This is a genomic window from Actinomadura sp. 7K534 (genome assembly GCF_004348575.1).
Classification (GTDB): domain Bacteria; phylum Actinomycetota; class Actinomycetes; order Streptosporangiales; family Streptosporangiaceae; genus Spirillospora; species Spirillospora livida.
The window spans coordinates 1-19,033 of sequence record NZ_SMKB01000140.1 but is presented as its reverse complement, the minus strand read 5'-3'; the positions used below and the strand labels follow the sequence as shown (position 1 = coordinate 19,033).

The 19,033-nt window shown below is 74.0% G+C and carries 15 protein-coding genes and 1 pseudogene; 6 read left to right on the top strand and 10 right to left on the bottom strand.

What is annotated here, in order from left to right; genetic code table 11:
* A partial coding sequence (locus tag E1266_RS38160; protein ID WP_165966191.1) for a hypothetical protein occupies window positions 1-1,779 on the top strand: 1,779 nt, incomplete at its 5' end.
* Here the strand turns inward: E1266_RS38160 and E1266_RS24335 are convergent.
* The 7 genes and pseudogenes from E1266_RS24335 to E1266_RS24305 all read right to left on the bottom strand — a co-directional run.
* Window positions 1,715-2,824 (bottom strand): hypothetical protein, encoded by a 1,110-nt coding sequence (locus E1266_RS24335; protein WP_132050693.1) that lies wholly within the window; start codon window positions 2,822-2,824, stop codon window positions 1,715-1,717. The genes E1266_RS38160 and E1266_RS24335 overlap by 65 nt on opposite strands.
* 83 nt (window positions 2,825-2,907) lie before the next feature.
* Complete coding sequence (locus E1266_RS24330) at window positions 2,908-3,564, bottom strand: response regulator transcription factor (protein WP_132050692.1); 657 nt, start codon at window positions 3,562-3,564, stop codon at window positions 2,908-2,910.
* Complete coding sequence (locus tag E1266_RS24325) at window positions 3,561-4,790, bottom strand: histidine kinase (protein WP_132050698.1); 1,230 nt, start codon at window positions 4,788-4,790, stop codon at window positions 3,561-3,563. The genes E1266_RS24330 and E1266_RS24325 overlap by 4 nt, the downstream gene beginning before the upstream one ends.
* Before the next feature lie 61 nt (window positions 4,791-4,851).
* Window positions 4,852-6,960 carry a bifunctional copper resistance protein CopD/cytochrome c oxidase assembly protein gene (locus E1266_RS24320; protein ID WP_132050691.1) on the bottom strand — a complete coding sequence of 703 codons (2,109 nt, stop codon included), beginning with the start codon at window positions 6,958-6,960 and terminating at the stop codon, window positions 4,852-4,854.
* Window positions 6,953-7,576, bottom strand: a complete 624-nt coding sequence (locus E1266_RS24315; RefSeq protein WP_132050690.1) for a copper resistance protein CopC — start codon at window positions 7,574-7,576, stop codon at window positions 6,953-6,955. The genes E1266_RS24320 and E1266_RS24315 overlap by 8 nt, the downstream gene beginning before the upstream one ends.
* 102 nt (window positions 7,577-7,678) lie before the next feature.
* Window positions 7,679-8,977, bottom strand: coding sequence for a helix-turn-helix domain-containing protein (locus E1266_RS24310; RefSeq protein ID WP_132050689.1), 1,299 nt, complete (start codon window positions 8,975-8,977; stop codon window positions 7,679-7,681).
* Window positions 8,978-9,023: 46 nt separating this feature from the next.
* Window positions 9,024-9,335, bottom strand: a pseudogene (locus E1266_RS24305) (helix-turn-helix domain-containing protein); the annotation flags it as partial.
* A gap of 212 nt (window positions 9,336-9,547) precedes the next feature.
* Here E1266_RS24305 and E1266_RS24300 point away from each other — a divergent pair.
* The 4 genes from E1266_RS24300 to E1266_RS24285 all read left to right on the top strand — a co-directional run bounded on the left by E1266_RS24300 (window position 9,548) and on the right by E1266_RS24285 (window position 13,693).
* Window positions 9,548-10,993, top strand: a complete 1,446-nt coding sequence (locus tag E1266_RS24300; protein WP_132050687.1) for an NCS2 family permease — start codon at window positions 9,548-9,550, stop codon at window positions 10,991-10,993.
* Window positions 10,994-11,137: 144 nt separating this feature from the next.
* Window positions 11,138-12,301 carry a glycerate kinase gene (locus E1266_RS24295; protein WP_243718808.1) on the top strand — a complete coding sequence of 388 codons (1,164 nt, stop codon included), beginning with the start codon at window positions 11,138-11,140 and terminating at the stop codon, window positions 12,299-12,301.
* Between the two features lie 123 nt (window positions 12,302-12,424).
* The gene (locus E1266_RS24290; RefSeq protein ID WP_132050685.1) at window positions 12,425-13,234 is read left to right on the top strand and encodes an SAM-dependent methyltransferase; all 810 of its coding nucleotides are present in this window, start codon (window positions 12,425-12,427) and stop codon (window positions 13,232-13,234) included.
* Window positions 13,235-13,393: 159 nt separating this feature from the next.
* Complete coding sequence (locus E1266_RS24285; protein ID WP_132050683.1) at window positions 13,394-13,693, top strand: metal-sensitive transcriptional regulator; 300 nt, start codon at window positions 13,394-13,396, stop codon at window positions 13,691-13,693.
* A gap of 24 nt (window positions 13,694-13,717) precedes the next feature.
* Here E1266_RS24285 and E1266_RS24280 read toward each other — a convergent pair whose 3' ends face one another.
* From E1266_RS24280 to ggt, 3 genes are all read right to left on the bottom strand, one after another.
* Window positions 13,718-14,602 carry an oxygenase MpaB family protein gene (locus tag E1266_RS24280; protein WP_243718806.1) on the bottom strand — a complete coding sequence of 295 codons (885 nt, stop codon included), beginning with the start codon at window positions 14,600-14,602 and terminating at the stop codon, window positions 13,718-13,720.
* Between the two features lie 168 nt (window positions 14,603-14,770).
* Window positions 14,771-15,130, bottom strand: a complete 360-nt coding sequence (gene cutA, locus E1266_RS24275; protein WP_132050681.1) for a divalent-cation tolerance protein CutA — start codon at window positions 15,128-15,130, stop codon at window positions 14,771-14,773.
* A gap of 31 nt (window positions 15,131-15,161) precedes the next feature.
* Entirely contained in the window at window positions 15,162-17,075 is a 1,914-nt protein-coding gene (gene ggt, locus E1266_RS24270; RefSeq protein ID WP_347876743.1) for a gamma-glutamyltransferase, read from the bottom strand.
* A 354-nt stretch (window positions 17,076-17,429) separates the two neighbouring features.
* Between ggt and E1266_RS24265 the strand changes: the two genes are divergently transcribed.
* The coding region (locus tag E1266_RS24265; RefSeq protein ID WP_243718804.1) for an amino acid permease at window positions 17,430-19,033 on the top strand (1,604 nt) is incomplete at its 3' end.

Below are 19,033 nucleotides of genomic sequence, written 5' to 3'. Positions count from 1 at the left end.
GTCCCGCCCGCTCCCCCGCGCCCCGCCCGGCGGCGCGGCCTGCCGCGGGCGCCGTCATGGGCGCTCGTGGCCGGTGCGGCGGCCCAGGTCGCCGTCCGGCTGTGGCTCGCCAGGGCGCGGACGGCGCCGGTCGCGGACCCGGACGAGACCGGCTACCTCATGGCGGCCCGGTGGCTCGCGGGCGGGCCCGGCGCCGACCTGTCCGGGAACACCTTCTACCAGGGCGGGTATCCGCTCCTGCTGGCCCCGGTCCACTGGTTCTCGGCCGACCCGGTGACGGTTTACACGGCCGTCCTGGTGCTCAACGCGGTGGCGGGCGCGGCGCTGTTCCCGCTCGGGTACGCGGCGGCGCGGCGGCTCGGGCTCGGCTCCCGCGCGGCACTGCCGCTGGCGTTCGCCGCGGCGCTGCTGCCGGCCACGACGTTCTTCGGCGCGTTCGCGCTCGCGGACGCCGTCCTGCCGGCGGTGGTGCTGGCCTGGCTGCTGGTCCTCGACCGGTTCGTCCGGAACGGCCGGGGGCTGGACGCGGCCTCGGCGAGCTTCATCGCGTCGTACGCGGCGGCGGTCCACACGCGCGGGACGGTCCTGCTCGCGGTGCACGTCCTCGCCCTGGCGGCGATGCCCCGCCGGCGGCTCCCCGCAGTCGTGGCCGGTGGCGCCGTGGCCATCGGCGGCTACTTCGCGGGGGCGGCGCTGAACGCGCACGTCCAGGGCGGGCTGTACCCGGACGGCTCGCGGGACCTCGCGGCGAACCTCGGAGTACGGCTCACGACGGCCCCCGGGCAGGAGTGGGCGCTCGCGGGAGCCGCCGGGCAGATCTGGTACCTCGTCGTCTCCACCTGGGGCCTGGCGGGGATCGGCCTCGTCGTCGCGGCGGCGGCGGTGCTGGGCCGGCGCACCCCCGCCGCGGACAGGACGATGGCGGCCGTCCTCCTCACCGTGACCTGCGGCATCGCCTACGCCTCGTCGGCCGCCCTGCCCGACGAGCACCGGGTGGGGAACTTCGCCTACGGCCGTTACCTGGCGTGCCTCGCCCTCGGCTACGCGCTGGTCGGGGCGGCGGCGCTCGTGCGTTCCCGGGCACGCGCGGCGGCACGGCTGACGGCGGCGGCCCTCATCGTGCCGGCCGGGGCCGGGCTCTGGGTCACCGGCTACGCGGGCGAGAGGCTCCGCACCCACGCGTTCATCGCGTTCGACTTCCCCGAGACCGCGTTCCTCACCGGCGACCGCACCGCGTTGCACCTGCCCGAGGCCACGTTCGCCGCGGGCGTCCTCCTCTGCGGGCTCCTCACGCTGTCCCGCCTGGGCCGCCGGGGCCCGATGGCCATGGCCGTCGCGCTGGCCGGGACCAACCTCGCGGCGCTGGCGTTCGCCATGGGGCCGTCCCCGGAACGCGTCCGCCCGGCACCTCCCTTCCCCGGACCGGCGGCGGGCGGGGTCGCCGCGGACGTCTCGCTCCCCTGGACGGTCAGGACCGCGCACATGCACCCCGTCTGGTGGACGCGCATCCGCCGGATCGACATCCGGGACGGCCGCCCGCCCGCGCCCGGGGTCTGCACGGTCGTGGTACCCGTCCCGGACGGGGCGGCGCCGGCGTCCTCCTGGCCGGCGCACCCCGCGGGGTGGCGGCCGCACGCGGGCCGCACCGGGCCGACCGGCTGGGTGAGCTGGCACGCCCCGGCCTGCGGGGCGGCGTCCCGGTGTCGGGCCGTGCTCAGTAGCGGGTCACCAGGGCTATGCGGCCGTGGTCGACGAGGAAGCCGTCGGAGACGAAGGTGACCTCGCCGCCGTACTCCAGCACCGTCTCGATGACGTCGTCCACGGCGTCGTCGACGACGTCCGCGCCCTTCAGGACGCCGGGCATGCCGTCCATCGGGACGAGTTCGCCGCGCGTGCGCACCGCGGGCGCGTAGTAGCCGCGCTCCACCACCAGGTGCTCGCCGCGGCCCTCCTCGACCAGCTTCGTGACCTCGCAGAGCCCGCCCGCGTACCGCTGGATGCTGCGCGCGGCCTCCAGCTCGGACAGCACGCCCACCTCGCGGAGGTCCTCGTAGGCGGCCAGGGCCGGGCGGGCCGCCTCGGCGAGGGTGCTGGGCGAGGCGCCCTCGAAGCTGCCGTCGACGCGTCCCGCGACCGTGGTGTTCGGACCCGCCATCTCGTCGAACAGCGCCTGGCGGCGGGTGACGCCCGCGACGATGAGGGGGCGGCGGTCCCGGGCGAGGACGCGGTCGACCGCGCTCGCGACGTCCCGGACGGTCTGGCGGTGGCGCTCGCCGTCGCCGCCCCCGTCGCCGCCGCGCGCGGGGCGCCGCGAGGCCCGCCCGGAGCCGGCCTCGTCGATCGGTTCCGGGGCGATGGGGAAGCCGTCCCCGGTGTGCTCGGCCAGGTGGCCGTCGTGGCCGTCCCACATCCGGTTCCGCTGGTCCGAGAGGGACAGCAGCCAGTAGCGCGGGGTGCGGGTGTAGTCGGCGACGAGGTCGCGGGTGGCGAAGCCGGTGTCGACGACGACCCGCTCGTCGACCGGCTGGCCGATCGTGAACGCGTGGTGCTCGCCGTCGGGCGCGGCGAACAGCACCAGCCCATCGGACGCGTGGCGCATGTCGATCTCGCCCGCGGCGCGCTCCAGCCCGCGCATCACCTGGTCGGCGGCTTCGGGCCGCACCCGGGTGTCGTCGCGCAGCCGGCGGCGCACCTCCGCGAGCAGGTTGCGCAGCCGGATCGGGTCCTGCCGGCTCTCCGGGAGCGCCCGGTGCGTCGGCATCAGCACCGACACGGCCGGATAGGCCCGCGGCTTGCGCAGTTCGGACAGCGTCGTGGCGTCCATGATCCCCCGATCGTCGGCCGAGTTCGCTTATGCCTACTTTGTAGCTACTCGTTGGTAAACAATGCGTAAGGGGCGGCCCAGGGTCAGCCCGGGGTGATGAACGACGTCTCGTACGCCAGGATCACCGCCTGGGTTCGGTCGCGGGCCTGGAGCTTCGCCAGGATGTTCCCGACGTGGGTCTTCACCGTCTGCGGGCTGACGAACAGCTCCCCGGCGATCTCGGCGTTCGAGCGGCCCTTGGCCATCAGGCGCAGCACGTCCCCCTCCCGCTCGGTGAGCCGGTCGTGCCAGTCCGCGCCGCCCGCCCCGCCGCCGGACGCGCCGTGCCGGGCCGCCAGCTCCCGGATCGCGGCGGGGAACAGCAGGGTGTCGCCGTGCGCGACCATCCGGATCGCCTGCAGGATCTCCTCCGGCCTCGTCCGCTTCAGCAGGAAGCCGTTCGCGCCCGCCTTCAGCGCGTCGTACACGTACTCGTCGTTCTCGAACGTGGTGACGACGATGATCCGCGGCGGCTCCGCCATGGACTCCAGCAGGTGGCGGGTCGCCTGGATGCCGTCGAGGCGCGGCATCCGCACGTCCATCAGCACGACGTCGGGCCGCAGCCGGTTCACCTGCCCCGGCACCTCCGCGCCGTCGGACGCCTCGCCGACCACGGCCAGGTCCTCCTCGGCGTCGATGATGGCCGCGAGGCCCGCCCGGATCAGCCGCTCGTCGTCGACCAGCAGAACCTTGATCGTCATGTTCCGGACCTTAGCGGCAGCGAGACGCGGAAGCGCCACTCGTTCCCGTCCGGCCCGGCGCTCATCGCGCCGCGCAGCACGGTGACGCGCTCGCGCACGCCGCCGAGGCCGCGCCCGCCGCCGTGGCCGGCCCCCGCCCCGTGCGGATCGCCGAGGGGATTGCTCATCGCGATCTCCAGCCGTTCGTCCACGACCCCGAGCCGGAGCCGCACCGGTACCTTCCCCGCGTGCCGCAGCGCGTTCGTCAGCCCCTCCTGGACGATCCGGTACGCCTCGCGGGACACCGCCGCCGGGACGCGCCGCACCTCCGGGTCGATCTCCGCGTCGAGCTCCACGCCGGCGATCCTGGTCTGCTCCAGCAGCCGCCCGAGATCCCCCAGGGTGGCCTGCGGCGCCGGACGGGACGGATCCTCGCGCAGCAGCCCGAGCACGTGGTCGAGGTCCTCCAGCGCCGCGCGGGCCGACTCCTCGATCGCGCCGAGCGCCTCCCGCGCGAACGCCGGGTCGCTGTCGAGGACCCGGCCGGCCGCCCCGGCCTGCAGCGTCACCACGCTGAGCGCGTGGCCCACCGAGTCGTGCAGCTCCCTCGCCAGCCGGTTGCGCTCGGCCAGCTTGACGGCCCTGGACTCCATCTCGGCGAGCCGCTCGGCGGCCGAGGGACCGAGGAACCGCGGCGCCAGCCGCGCCAGCAGCGCGCCGGTGCCCACGATCAGCGCGAGCAGCGCCGCCACCGACGCGAGGCCGATCAGCGGCACGGGCCACTGCGGCCAGGCGGGCTGCCACCCCCAGCTCGCCAGGAACCGGGTGTCCCAGCTCACCGCCGGCGCGAGGATCATCACGACCGCCAGCGGCGGGACCGTCAGGCTCAGCCCGCTGACCACCACCCCGGCGGACAGGTGCAGGGTGAACCACGACGCGGCCCGCACCCGGCTCTCCCACGACCGCGCCGACCCGGGGGTGAGGTCCGCCGCCGGGCCCTTGAGCAGTTCCCTGGCGAGAGATCCCTCCAGCAGCCGGACGGTCGGCACGAGCCCGGTCACGAACGTCGCCGCCGTCGGCACGACGAGCAGCGTCAGCACGAGGACGACGGCGACGTTCTCGGTCGGCAGCAGCGTGGCGAGGCTCAGCGCGAAGAACCAGAACGGCATCAGCAGCGCGCCGCCCACGACGAGGTGGGCCCAGCGCTGCCAGGTCCTCCGCTCGATCAGCGGCCGCGCGAAACGCATCACCCCCCGATCGTGGCAGACCGGGACCGTCCGCCCACTCCCCCGCGAGAGGGAGACGCGGTCAGGTGCGCTCGCCCTGCCCCGTGGTCTTCTGTTCCGTGGTCCTCTGCTCCGCGGTCTTCTGCCCCGCGGTCTTCTGCCCCGCGGTCCCCTGCTCGGCGGCCCGGTCGCGCTCGGCGAGCTTGGCGAGGCGGGCGTTGTAGGCGGCCAGCTCGTCGTCCTCGGGACGGCCCCCGGGCTGCGCGGCGCGGTCGGCCTTGCGGTCCTGGCGCCGCGCCTGCCGCTGGTCGTCGGTGTACCACTGGAAGCCCAGGAACAGCAGGACGATGAACGTCGGGATCTCGCCGAAGGCCCACGCGATCGCGCCGCCGGTGTGCTGGTCGTGCAGGACCGTGGTGCCCCACGGCGGGTCGACGGCGGCGTACCAGCCGCGGGCGAGCGCCTGGCTCATGTTCATCAGCGCGATGCCGAAGAACGCGTGGAACGGCATCGTCACGAACAGCAGGAGCAGGCGCCCGGGATAGGGCAGCTTCTTCGGCGCCGGGTCGACGCCGAGCAGCACCCAGAAGAACAGCGACCCGGCCGCGAGGAAGTGCACCATCATCGCGATGTGGCCGAGGTGGTTGCGCATCGCCGCCTCGAACAGCGGCGTGAAGTACAGCGCGAAGATGCTGACCACGAAGATGATCGTCGCCACCGCGGGATGCGCGATGACCGTGGCGTAGCGGCTGTGCAGGATCGCGGTCAGCCACTCGCGCGGGCCGCGGTCGCCGCGGATCCGGGCGGGCTTGAGGGCGCGCAGCGCCAAGGTCACCGGCGCGCCGACGACCAGGAAGATCGGCGTCAGCATGTTCAGCACCATGTGCTGCGCCATGTGCACGCTGAACAGGATCGGCGCGTACTTCGCGACGCCGGTCTGGGTGACGATCACGATGGACAGCAGGCCGACGAACCAGGCGGCGGTGCGTCCCAGCGGCCAGGCGTCGCCGCGGCGGCGCAGCCGGACGACGGCGGCGAGGTAGAGGCCGCCGAGCACGAGGACCAGGACGGCGAAGAACAGGTCGAACTGCCACAGTGTCGCCAGGCGGACCGGGGTGACCTCCGGCGGCATGTCGTAGCCGAGCAGCGTCTTGACCGCGGACGCCGGGGCGTCCGGCGGGGGCGGCGCGGTGCGCGCCAAGGCGACGGCCAGGCCCATCGTGGCGGCCATGACGACCGTCTCCACGGCGGCGAACCGGGTGAACGCCATGGGCTTGCGGTCGGCGAGGGCGGGCAGCGTCCGGTTCCGGTGCCACCAGCCGAACCAGCCGAGCGCGCCGAACGCGATGATCTTCCCGAGGGCCAGCCGGCCGTAGTTCGTCTCGACCAGCTCCACCGGGTCGGGCAGCCGGGCGATCACGTTCACCATGCCGCTGGCGCCGACGACGATGAAGCACCACAGCGCCATGCGGCTGAACCGCTCCGCCATGACCGGGAGCTTGTCGCGGCGGAGCATCGCGTGGACGGCGAGGACGACGAGCCCGCCGACCCAGGGCGCGACGGCGGCGACGTGCAGCGCCACGCCGGTCGTCGCGACGGCGTGGTTGGCGGCCGAGGCGGAGTGCCCGGTGAGGGGCGCCGGGAGCAGCGCGATCCCGGCCGCCGCCAGCAGCCCGAAGGCGGCGGCGGGCGTGGTGGTGGTGCGGGCCATCAGCGCCACCACCACGGCGAGCAGCACCACCAGCATGAGGGCGGTGCCCTGCGGCAGCGAGCCGACGTAGCTGCTCAGCTCGCTGCCGGTGACGACCTCCTGGACCGGCTGGCCGAGGACGTCGGCGACGGTGAGGACCAGGGTGGCCGCCGCGGCGGCGGCCCAGCCGGCGGCGAGCCAGGACGCGGCGCCGACGTAGCGGACCGCGTCCGCGGACAGCCGGGCCGCCCCGCGCCCGCCCTCGACGGGCAGCAGCGCGGCGGCGGCCAGCAGGGTTCCGACGGTGAGGGCGGACAGCAGGTTCATCGCCGCCCGCGAGGCGGGCAGCCCCCACCGGGTGAGGGCGCCCGGGTCCCCGAGGCCGGGGATGACCTTCTCGGTGACCGAGCCGCCGAGGACCAGGCCGGCCACCAGGGCGGCGGCGGCCGCGGCCAACGCGACCGCGCCGGTCCGCCAGACGCCCAGGGTGCCCTTATTCACTTCCGGTGGCCGCCTGGTGCTTGCGCTTGGCGCGGTACACGATCCCGAGGCCGATGCCGACGCCGAGCAGCAGGCCGACGATGATCAGCACCCACAGCACCGCGCCGGAACCGGACTCCTCGTCCGCCGCGGCCTGCTCCTGGTCGATCTTGAGCGGCTGCTCGTCGGCGGTGGCGGCGGGGCCCGTCTGCTCCGCGGCGCCGACGCCGCCCGCGCTCGGCGCGGGCGCGGCGCCCCCGGCCGCGGTGAACGTCAGGTCGTCGTTCTCGAGGGGGTGCCCGTCCTGGCCGACGACCCGGTAGGCGATCGTGTAGGTGCCGGCGGGCAGCGCGCCCGTGAGCTTCTGGGTGACCGTCGTCCCCGAGCGCTCGGCCTCACCCGCCTGGAACGCCTTGCCCGTCGCGTCCGTGACGACGACCTTGGCGACGTTGATCTTCTCGTTGAAGACCAGTGCCACCTCGGTCACCGATTCCGCCGAGGCGCCCTTGGCGGGCGTGCTCTCCATCAGCTGGGGGTGCGCCAGCGCGGGGGGCGCCATGACGACGGTGAGCAGGGCGGCGGCGAGCACGGCGATACCGAGGCCGCGCGCGGGACGGCGGAGCTTGAGGATTCTCATGGATGGCCGGGTTCTCTAGTGAGACGAAGGGGTTCCCCTACCCTACTGAGCCCCCGGGAGTGGGACATCCCAGGTTTCAGGTCGCTTCCACGGCGCCCCGCCTCAGACCCCCACGCACGTGAGGGCGCGGCGGTACGCCGCCATCCGTGGCTCGTCGGCGGTGCCCGTCTCGGCCAGGACCTCGGCGAGGTCGAACCAGGCCTGCGCGGCCTCGCGGGAGGACTCCATGTCCTCCAGGCAGGTGGCGGCGCGGGTCAGCACCTCGACGGCCCGGTCGCGGCGGCCGAGCCGCACCGACGCCTCGCCGAGCACGGTCAGCGCCCCGGCGGTGGCGCGGCGCGGCGCGTCCCCGAGCAGTTCCAGGGCCTCCTCGGCGAGCCGCGCCCCCTCGGCGGCCCGGCCGAGCGCCGTCTCGGCGCGGGCCAGCTCGGTCAGGCACCAGGCGACGTCGATCTCCCCGGACGCGCTGGCGTTGATCTCGCCGCGGACCCGGACGAGCAGCTCGCGGGCGCGGGCGGCCTGGTCGGGCCGGGCGCGCAGCAGCAGCGCGGCGTAGCGGACGCGGAGCCGGCCGAGGTTGCGCGGGTCCTCGCCGTCGCCGGCGAGCATCAGCGCGCGCTCGGCGAGGGCGACGCCGTCCTCGTACTCGCCGCGGATCTCCGCGACGTACGCGGCCTCCCAGTAGGCGACCATGCGGGCGCGGGGGCTGCCGATCCGCTCGGCCCGCTCGACGAGCTGGGCGGCGAGCTGGCTGGCCCGGACGAGGTCGCCCCGCTCGATGAACGCGGTGAGCAGCGCCGCGCCGAGGTGCACGGCGGCGTCGGTGGAGTCGGCGCCGGCCGCGATGAGGTGCCGCAGCGCGTTCTCGGCGGCGTGCACGCCCGCGCTGATGTCGCCGCGCTCGCGCAGGCAGCGGCTGAGCGCGACGTGCAGCTTCGCCCAGTGGTCGAGGTCGCTCTCGGCGGACGCCTGCCCGGTCAGTTCCCGCAGCCCGGCGATCGCCTCCTCCAGCTCCCCGGCGGCCTCCAGCGCGAGGGCGTGGCCCCACCGGGCCTGGTGCAGCATGTCCGGCAGCGCCACCGCGTCGGCGCTGGCGAGCACCTCGGCGAACCGGGCCCGCGCCTCGGCCGCCGCGCCGTTGCTCAGCGCGATCTCGGCGTAGTCGAGGGTGACGCGCAGCTCGTCCACGACGTCCTCGCTGACACCGCTGACGAGGTACGTCGCGGAGCAGTTCAGCTTCGCCGCGAGCAGCTCGACCACGCTCGGCGCGGGCACCCGCTTGTCGCTCTCGATCAGCGAGATGTAGCTGTCGGACAGCTCGGGGAAGGCGAGCTGCGCCTGGCTCACGCCCTGCCGGATCCGCAGGGCGCGGATGCGCTGCCCCAGTGTCTCCCGATCCATCGTGTGACCACCGCCTACAGAGTGTCGCCAGCTAAAGGGTGTCCCGCTAACGGGTGCTCGCCGGCTGCGTCGCGCGCAGGGCGAGGAAGAAGTCGACCCGGTCCTCAAGTGTGCCGAGGTCCCGGCCGGTCAGGTCCTCGATTCGCCGGATTCGGTACCGAAGCGTGTTCACGTGGACGTGCAGCCGCGTCGCGGTGCGGCTCCAGGAACCCGAGCACGCCAGGAAGACCTCCAGCGTGTGCACGAGCTCGGCCTGCCGGTTGCTGTCGTACTCCTCCAGCGGGCCGAGCATCCGGGCGCGGAAGGACGAGCGGGTGCCCTCCGGGACGGACGCCAGCAGCCGCGCATAGGAGTCGAGGCCGTCCATCCTGGCCGAGTCTCGCATTCGCACCCGGGCAGGCTATAGCGGACTCGTCGCCGCCGTCACGCTGCGGAAGGCCGGAATCACTTCCGGGAATCGCGTCCGGGGACCGCCCGCCCAGCGGGAGCCGGTGCGGAGGGCGCCACCCCGGACGGCTACCCTGTGCACGCCGTTTCCGAGACCATGCTGCTGAAAGCGGAGCGCCCGTCATGTCCGATACCAACGCCGCAAAGACCGACGCTTCGCCGCCGGCGGGCGGCCGCGGGCCGCTGGAGCGGCTGTTCGAGATCACCGCGCGCGGGACGACCGTGCCGCGCGAGCTGCGCGGTGGCGTCACCACGTTCTTCGCGATGGCCTACATCATCCTGCTGAACCCGATCATCCTCGGCGGGGCGCAGGACGTCACCGGCGCGCAGCTGTCGATCCCGCAGCTGACCACGATGACCGCGCTGTCGGCCGCGATCGCGACGGTGATCATGGGCCTGGTCGGGAACGCGCCGCTCGCGCTGGCGGCGGGCCTCGGCATCAACGCGGTCGTGGCGTTCCAGGCGGCGCCGGTGATGACCTGGCCGCAGGCGATGGGCCTGGTGGTGATCGAGGGCGCGGTCATCGTGGTGCTCGCGCTCACCGGGATCCGCGAGCGGATCATGAACTCGATCCCGCTGGCGCTCAAGCACGCGATCGCGGTCGGCATCGGCGCGTTCATCGCGCTGGTCGGCTTCTACGACTCGGGCTTCGTCACCTCCAGCGACACCAGCCCGCCGCTCTCGCTCGGGACCGGGGGCCAGCTGGAGACCTGGCCGACGCTGGTGTTCGGGCTGACCCTGCTGCTGATGATCGTGCTGTACGTGCGCCGGGTGCCGGGCGCGATCCTGATCAGCATCATCGCCGGGACGGTCGGCGCCGTGCTCATCCAGGAGAACGCGGAGGTCCGCGAGGGCGGCTGGGGCGTGGTCACCCCGAACATGCCGGACCGGCTGTTCGCCATGCCGGACTTCGGATTGTTCGGGCAGTTCGACCTGTTCGGCGGGTTCGCCCGGGCCGGCGTCATCACGGCGCTGGTCGTGCTGTTCACGCTGGTGCTCTCCGGGTTCTTCGACGCGATGGGCACGATCCTCGGGGTCAGCGACGAGGCGGGGCTGCTGGACGAGAAGGGCCAGGTGCCGAAGCTCGGGCGGATCCTGTCGGTGGACGGCGTCTCGGCCGCGTTCGGCGGCGTGACCAGCTCGTCCGCCAACACGGTGTTCGTCGAGTCGGCGGCCGGCGTCGGCGAGGGCGCCCGGACGGGCCTGGCCAACATCGCCACCGGCGCGCTGTTCACGGTGACGCTGTTCCTCACCCCGCTCGCGGCGACGGTGCCCGCGCAGGCCGCCGCGCCCGCCCTGGTCGTCGTCGGCGCGCTGATGATGACGCAGGTCGCCAAGGTCAACTGGGACGACATGGAGCTCACCATCCCGGCGTTCCTGACCATCGTGCTGATGCCGTTCACGTTCTCGATCACGATCGGGATCGGCGCCGGCATGGTGAGCTACGCGCTGATCAAGCTGGCGCGGGGCAAGGTCCGCGAGGTGTCGATCTGGCTGTGGCCGGTGGTCGCGCTGTTCATGATCTTCTTCCTGATCGATCCCATCGAGCAGTGGCTGGGCGTGCGCTAGCTGCCACAGCGCGTCGACCTCGGGCCGTGTCACGCCCGCCTGTCGCCTCATTTGAAACCTTCGGGCATGCTCGCGGGTGTCAAATAGTGCCGTCATGGCGTAAGCAGAAGGTAGAGCCTTACCTCCGGCGTGAAAGGCGTGGCCGTGTCCGCGGACTCTCCCCCCCACCCGTCGCCGCCGGGTCACGTCCTGCTGGCGCCTGACCGGTTCCCGGGGGCGCTGACCGCGGCGCAGGCGGCCCGGCACCTCGCGGCCGGGCTGCGGCGCGTCCGGCCCGGCGTCCCGCTGGTGGAGCTGCCGGTGGCCGACGGCGGCGAGGGCACCGTCGAGGCCGCGGTCGCGGCCGGGTGGCGGCGGGTCGAGGCCGAGGTGTGCGGGCCGACCGGGCGCCCGGTCACCGCGCGGCTCGCGATGAACGGCCGCACCGCCGTGGTGGAGCTCGCCGAGGCGTCCGGCGTGCGGCGGCTGCCCGGCGGCAAGCCGCGGCCGCTGCACGCGTCCAGCCTCGGCACGGGCCAGCTCCTCGCGCACGCGGTGCGGCTCGGCGCCCGCCGGATCGTGCTCGGCCTCGGCGGCGGCGCCTGCACCGACGGCGGCGCCGGACTGGTGCAGGGGCTCGGCGGGCGGCTGCTCGACGCGCTCGGCAAGGACCTGCCGCCCGGCGGGGCCGCGCTGCGGTCCCTGCACGCCCTCGACCTGCGCGGCCTGCCCGACATGTCCGGCATCGAGGTGGTGCTCGCGGCGGACTCCGCGGGGCCGCTGCTCGGCCGCACCGGCGCCGCCGCGGTGGACGGGCCGCGGCGCGGCGCGACCCGCGACGAGGTCCGGCTGCTGGACGCCGGGCTCCGCCGCTGGGCCGACCTGGCCGAGGCGGCGTCCCGCACGGCGGCCCGCGACCTGCCCGGCGCCGGGACCGCGGGCGGCGTCGGGTTCGCCGCGCTCGCCTTCCTCGGCGCGACGATCGAGCCGGGCGCCTCGCTCATGCTCGGCCTGCTGGGCTTCGCGGAGAAGGCGCGGGGCGCGCGCCTCGTCGTGACCGGCGAGGGCTCGCTCGACACCCGCTCGCTGCGCGGCACCGCGCCGATCGGCGTCGCCCGCGCCGCCGCCCGCGCGGGCGCGCCCGTCGTCGCGGTCACCGGCCGGCGCGGCCTCACCGGCGAGCAGCTCCGCAAGGCGCGCATCCAGGCCGCCTACGCGCTGGCCGACATCGAACCCGACCCCGAGCGCCGCGTCCGGCGGGCGGGCCCGCTGCTGGAGCAGCTGACGGTCGCGATCGCCGACGAGTGGCTGCACCCCGCCCGCTCCTGATTCGGATCGCTCCAACGAACATTCGCCACTTTCGTGACGGGAAAGAGGTCAGGCGTTTACGATCTGCGGAGGGCGGTGGGGCGCCCTCCGAGAACTCAAGAGCGGCAAGAGGCGGAAAACAGCATGGCCGAAGGGCAGTACGACTGGGCTGCGCTAGGGATCGACGTCACCAAGCCGAGCATCGCTCGGACCTATGACGTGGTGCTGCGCGGCAAGGACAACTTCGAGGTCGACCGCGCCTTCGTGGCCGAGATCGTCAAGATCATCCCGGAGATCTACGACGTCGCCACCTACAACCGCGAGATCCTCGGCCGCGGCGTGCGCTACCTGGCCGGCGAGGCGGGCCTGCGCCAGTTCCTCGACCTCGGCTCCGGCCTCCCGACCGTGCAGAACACCCACCAGGTCGCGCAGGCCACGGCGCCCGGGACGCGGGTCGTGTACGTCGACAACGACCCGATCGTCCTCGCGCACGGGCGGGCACTGCTCGCCGAGAACGCGAGCACCACCGTCGTCACCGCCGACGTCCGCGAACCGGAGAGGATCCTCGCCCACGAGGAAGTGCGCCGGCTCATCGACTTCGACCAGCCGGTGGGCGTGATGCTGGTCGGCATCCTGCACCACCTGCACGACGACGAGGGCCCGCAGCGGATCGTCGAGACGCTGATGGACGCCGTGCCGTCCGGCAGCCACCTCTTCGTCACGGCCTTCTGCGCGTCCAGCCAGGAGGCCGTCGACGCCGAGGTGCAGTACCAGGGGCTGCTCGGCACGGGACGGTTCCGCACGCCAGAAGAGATCACCCGCTACTTCGACGGCCTGGAACTCCTCGAACCCGGCCTCGTCCCGCTGCCGCTGTGGCGGCCCGACGGGGCCGTCCCGGACGAGCTCTCCGTCGGCCAGCGCCTCATGTACGGGGGTATCGCGCGCAAGCCCTGACGCACGGCCGCCTCACCGGGGCGCGGCCGCTCGCCCGCCCCCGCTCACCTCGCTCTCGGAGTGACCGCCGGGGCGCCGCGAGCACGTAAGGTACCGAATTGGGGGATGTCCCCCAGGGGTACCCGGGCGTGCGCCCTCGGAAGGATTGTGAGGACGGAGATGGCGACCAGCGAGACCCCCACCCGCGGGTACACCGCCACCAAGGACCAGCTGCAGACCCGGCTGGCCCGCATCGAGGGGCAGGTGCGCGGCATCGACCGGATGGTCGAGGAGGACCGCTACTGCATCGACATCCTCACGCAGATCAGCGCCGTCCAGGCCGCGCTCGACAAGGTCGCGCTCGGCCTGCTCGACGGGCACGTGCGGCACTGCGTGGCCGAGGGCGCCGAGGAGGGCAAGGCGGACGTGATGTCCACCGAGCTGATGGCGGCCGTGGGCCGGCTGATGCGCCGCGGCTGACCGCACCGCTGGGTCGGCCCGCGTTCAGGAGGCGATGGACCAGGTGGCCAGCTCCGCCTCGTGCAGGCGCGTGAGCTCCCTGGCCCGCTTGGCGTCCGGGGAGTAGCGGAACCGCTCGGGGACGACGTGCGACGTCCGGTACAGGCCCTTGAGCGTCAGCGTCGCCGCCAGGTCGGACGTGGGGAGCCCCGGCAGCCCGTACATGCGGCGGGCCCAGCGCGGCAGCGTCGCGACGACCAGCGTCCCGAGCGCGGGCGCGGCGAGCTTCAGCGGCAGCAGGTGCCGCGGCACGGCCGGGTTGAACATGCGGCGCAGCCCCTCGCGGGCCTCCCGGCACGCCCAGATCCGCCGCCGCATCTCCGCGTAGTACTCCTCCATCTCGGCGACGGACGCGGGCACGTCCGCGGGGTCGAGGCCGACGACGGCGGCCGCGCGGCGCTGCTCGTCCACGAAGGCGTCGGCGTCCGCGGCGGTCAGCGGCACCCCGGCGCGGCGCGCCACGTCCAGGTACGAGTCGACCTCGCCCAGGTGGACCCAGAGCAGGTTCTCCGGATCGTCGACCGGGAACGTCTCGCCGGTGCGCATGTCGAGGCCGGTCAGCTTGGAGTGCAGCTTGCGGACCCGGCGGCCCACCCGCTCGACCTCCGCCTCCGTCCCGTAGGTGCGCACGCGGACGAACTCGACCGTCCGGCCGAGCCGCGCCCAGGCGGCGGACGGGTCCATGAGCTCGGAGTTCTGCGCGGTGCCCCACATCGACCGCGGGTGCAGGCCCTGCAGCAGCAGCGCCCTGATCCCGCCGACGATCAGGACGGGCTCGCCCATGACCCGCCAGGTCACCGAGCCCGGTCCGAACAGCCCGTGGTCCGTGCGCTCCTGCCGGTGGAGAGGGGAGCCCAACTCGTCGTGCACGTCAACCGCCTTCCGTCGCCGCGGCCGGGAATGCACACCCGGCCGGGGTAACGGAAACTTACCCCGACTTGACGGACATCACACGACCGAGGCCCCCGCAAGGGACGCATCGGTGCTGGTCATGGCGGTCGCCAGACCCCCCGGCCGCCGTCCCGGGAGGCGTTCCGGTCAGTCGCCCTCGTCCCCGATGGCCTCGTCCCTCTCGCCGGGCTCGGTCTGCTCGGTGATCCAGGCCAGGTAGTCCATGCTGCCCGCCACCACCGGCGTGGCGATGATCTCCGGGGTGTCGTAGGAGTGCACCTCGGTGATCAGCGTCGCCAGCTCCTCGAACTTGTCGGCGGAGGTCTTGAACAGCACCATCCACTCCTCCGCCGACTCGATCTCGCCCTCCCACCAGTAGGTGCTGGCGATCGGGCCGACGAGCTGGGCGCAGGCCGCGAGCCGCTCGGCGACCGCGGACCTGGCCAGCTCGGCCGCCTCGGCGCGGGCGTCGGTCGTGGTCGTCACCTGCACGTATGAGTGGGCCATGGCACGACTCCTTCCCTCTCGCCGGACACTCCTACCGCCCGGCCGGCCGGACGACCATCGCGCTGCCGCCGCCCCGCCGCGTCGGCTCCGCCACCGCCTGGACGAGCCCCGGCCGCAGGATCTCCAGCGCCGTCGCGGCGCCGATCACGCCCGCGGGCGGGCCGGGGAAGACCGCCAGCCGGTGCCCGCGCGCCGCGAGGTCCGCGCCGTACCGGTCGATGAACGCCTGCTCGGCGAAGACCTGCGGGGTGTTGCGCTGCGTCGCGCGCGGGGCGTTCAGCGCGGCGGGCAGGTCCATGCCGAGGTCGACGCGGTTCAGCAGGATCTGCAGGACGGTCGTGATGATCGTCGATCCGCCGGGGGTGCCGAGGGCCAGCCGGGGGCGGCCGTCCTCGAGCACCAGCGTCGGGGACATGCTGCTGCGCGGCCGCTTGTGCGGTCCCGGCAGGTTCGGGTCGGGCGCCGCACCGGGGGCGGGCGGGCTGAAGGAGAAGTCGGTCAGCTGGTTGTTGAGCAGGAACCCGCGCCCGGGGACCGTGATGCCGCTGCCGCCGAACTGCTCGATGGACAGCGTGTAGGACGCGACGTTGCCCCACTTGTCCGCGACGACGAGGTGGGTGGTCTGCGGGCCCTCGGCACCGAGCGGCCGCGTCGCGGTGCCCGCCGGGACGCACGGGCGGTAGTCGCCGTCGGGCGACCCGGCGGCGACGGGCGCCTCGGCGGCGCGGTCGGGGTCGATCAGGCAGGCGCGCTCGCGGGCGTACCCGCGCGACAGCAGCTCGTCCACCGGCACGTCGACCTTGTCGGCGTCGCCCAGGTACCGGCCGCGGTCGGCGTAGGCGAGCTTGGACGCCTCCAGGTAGTAGTGCAGGGCCTTCGCGGGGTCGTCCTTGCCGAGGCGGAAGCCGCCCATGATGTTGAGCGCCTCGCCGACCGTGGTGCCGCCCGACGACGAGGGCGGCATGCCGTACACGTCCAGGCCCCGGTAGGTGACGTGGGTGGGCTTGCGCAGCAGGGCGCGGTAGGCGTCCAGGTCGCGGGTGCCCATCAGGCCGGGGCGGACGTTGCGGGTCGCGTCCGGGGCGACCGGCGGGTCGGCGACCGTCCGCACGATCTCCTCGCCCAGCCGCCCCTCGTAGAACCAGCCGGTGCCGCGCCTGGCCAGCTCGCGGTAGGTGCGGGCCAGGTCCGGGTTGCGGAAGACCGAGCCGACCGCGGGGACGCGCCCGCCCGGCAGGAACAGCTCGCGGGTCGGGACGATGTCGCGGAAGCGGTCCGCGTTCAGCGCCGTCTGGTCGTGGAACTCCTGGTCCACGACGAAGCCCCGCTCGGCGACGGTGACGGCCGGGCGGAGCAGGCGGCCGAGGTCGCGGCTGCCGAAGCGGCGCAGGGCGAGGTCCCACTGCGCGAGCGTGCCGGGCACGCCGACGCCGAGCCCGCTCGTGACGGCCTGGTCGAACGGGAGCGGCCGGCCGGTGGCCGGGTCGAGGAAGGCGTCCTCCCCCATCCGCTTCGGCGCGATCTCGCGGCCGTCGAGGGCGTGGACGCGGCCCGTGCGGGCGTCGTAGTAGGTGATGTAGCCCCCGCCGCCGATCGCCGCCACGTACGGCTCGGTGACGCCGAGGGTGGCGCCGGCGGCGACGGCCGCGTCCATCGCGTTGCCGCCGCGCCTGAGCACGTCCAGCGCGGTGCGGGTCGCGTACGGGTCGACCGTGGACACCGCGCCGCCGTGGCCGGTCGCGACCGGCTGCTTGGCCGGCGGCCGCGGGCGGTGCTCCGCGGCGGCGCCCGCCACCGGGACGGTCAGCGACGCGGCGGTGGTGAGCGCGGCGAGGGCGGCGGCCCAGCGCGCGGCGCCCGAGGGCGCCCGGCTCCTCGATCGCCGTGGCTTCGGACACGGCGGCTTCGAGCGCGGCGGCTTCGACGACGAGTGGGAGCGGAACACCGGACCTCCAGACGAACGCGGCGGTTCCACGTTGTCATCGATCTTCGTCCGGCGCCAGGGAACAAAGATCGTAAAGCGCTTTCTCCCTTTGCGGACGGGGCTATTCGGGCGGGAGCGATCCATTGAAACTGATTCGGTGTGCGGCGGGTGAGTGGGAGGCTGCGGGACGTCGCCAGGCGGCCGCTACCAGCCGGTTTGGCAGTGTCTTACAACAGATCGACCCCAGCAATCCCCCACAAAACGTTGCGATTATGGTCGTACCTGGTGAATTCTTAGGGACTTCGGCAAACCACCATCTCGCGATCAGCGGCGCGGGTTCAGCGCCCCCAGGGCCCCCGGCCTAGGGGGGGACCTATGACCTGGGATATGCGCATGCGCAACAACATGTTCCGGCGGCTGCCGGTGGAACGCGCGACAGGACGGCTCTACGGCGGCCGGCACCGGCTGCGCGTCGTCTACCGGACCCGCGACCTCGTCGTGCTCGGCCTCGGCGTCATGATCGGCTCCGGCATCTTCAAGATCGCCGGGGAGCAGGCCGCCGCGACCGCGGGCCCCGGCGTGCTCATCTCGTTCCTCGTCGCCGGGGGCGTGTGCCTGCTGGTCGCGCTCGCGTTCGCCGAGCTGTCGTCGATCATCCCGGTGGCGGGCAGCTCCTACTCCTTCTCCTACGTCGCGTTCGGCGAGGTGTGGGCGTGGGTCGTCGGCTGGGCCCTGATCATGGAGCTGCTGCTGGCGGCGTCGGTGCTGGCGCGGGTCTGGTCGCTGTACGCGACGCAGGCGCTGAACGACTTCAGCGTCCCGGTCCCGGGGTGGCTCGGCGACCTCATCGGGCAGCAGAAGGGGCCCGACCTGTTCGCCCTGCTCATCCTGGTGCTGGTCGTGCTGATGCTCGCCACCGGCAGCCGGCTGAGCCTGAAGACCCTCTGGTACATGGTGATGGCCAAGGTCATCGTCATCGGGCTCGTCATCGCCACCGGGCTGAAGTTCTTCTCCCCCGGCAACCTCACCCCGTTCGTGCCGCCGGCCCGCCCTGCGCCCGAGGGCGACCAGACGGTCCTGGACGCCTTGCTCGGCGCGATCGGCGGCGGGACCCCGCACGTGTTCGGCGTCTGGGGGATCTTCGCGGCGGCGCCCGCCATCGCGTTCGCCTACATCGGGTTCGACCTCATCGCGACCGCGTCCGAGGAGACCGAGGACGCGCCCCGCAAGGTGCCGCGCGGCATCATCACGGCCCTGCTCGCCGCCGTCGTGCTGTACGCGACCGTGGCGTTCGCGCTGGTCGGCATGGTCGGGACGAACGGCTTCGCCGCGCTGAACCCGGACAAGCTGCTGATCGCCGCCGCGTTCGACTCGGTCGGCGCGGGCGCGATGGGCAAGCTCGTCGACGTGGGCGTCGTGCTCGCGCTGACGACCGTCATCCTGGTGGTGCTGATCAGCCTGACCCGGGTGATCTTCTCGATGTCGCGCGACGGGCTGCTGCCGCGGCCGCTGGCGTCCATGAGCCGCTACAAGGTGCCGTCCCGGGCCACGATGCTGGCGGGCGGCGCGGCCGTGGTGATGTCGCAGACGTTCGACGTGCTCACGCTCGAGCAGCTCGTGGTCATGGGGACGCTTTTCGCGTTCCTGTTCGTGCCCGCCTCCGTGCTGGCGCTGCGGCGCTCCCAGCCCGACCTGCACCGCCCGTTCCGCGTGCCGGCGGCGTCGCTCACCGCCGTGGCGACGATCCTCGCGGTCGGCTGGCTGATGGTGAACCTGAAGGTCCAGACATGGGCCTACTTCGGCGTCTGGATGGTCGCCGGCCTGCTGCTGTACATGGTCTACGGGCGCCGCAAGAGCCAGATGAAGCTGCTGCTGGACGAGCCGCCGCCCGAACGCCCGGTCGCCGCCCGGCTGTCCGCGCCGCCGCCCGGCGGCGCTCCCCTTGCGGGCCCGCCCGGCACCGGGCCGGCCCCGTACCC

Coding starts and splice junctions, on each gene's coding strand:
- E1266_RS24285 (WP_132050683.1), top strand. CDS start 13,394: ATGGCGACCAGCGAGACCCCCACCCGCGGGTACACCGCCACCAAGGAC.
- E1266_RS24330 (WP_132050692.1), bottom strand. CDS start 3,564: ATGACGATCAAGGTTCTGCTGGTCGACGACGAGCGGCTGATCCGGGCG.
- E1266_RS24315 (WP_132050690.1), bottom strand. CDS start 7,576: ATGAGAATCCTCAAGCTCCGCCGTCCCGCGCGCGGCCTCGGTATCGCC.
- E1266_RS24310 (WP_132050689.1), bottom strand. CDS start 8,977: ATGGATCGGGAGACACTGGGGCAGCGCATCCGCGCCCTGCGGATCCGG.
- E1266_RS24290 (WP_132050685.1), top strand. CDS start 12,425: ATGGCCGAAGGGCAGTACGACTGGGCTGCGCTAGGGATCGACGTCACC.
- E1266_RS24300 (WP_132050687.1), top strand. CDS start 9,548: ATGTCCGATACCAACGCCGCAAAGACCGACGCTTCGCCGCCGGCGGGC.
- E1266_RS24325 (WP_132050698.1), bottom strand. CDS start 4,790: ATGCGTTTCGCGCGGCCGCTGATCGAGCGGAGGACCTGGCAGCGCTGG.
- E1266_RS24335 (WP_132050693.1), bottom strand. CDS start 2,824: ATGGACGCCACGACGCTGTCCGAACTGCGCAAGCCGCGGGCCTATCCG.
- cutA (WP_132050681.1), bottom strand. CDS start 15,130: ATGGCCCACTCATACGTGCAGGTGACGACCACGACCGACGCCCGCGCC.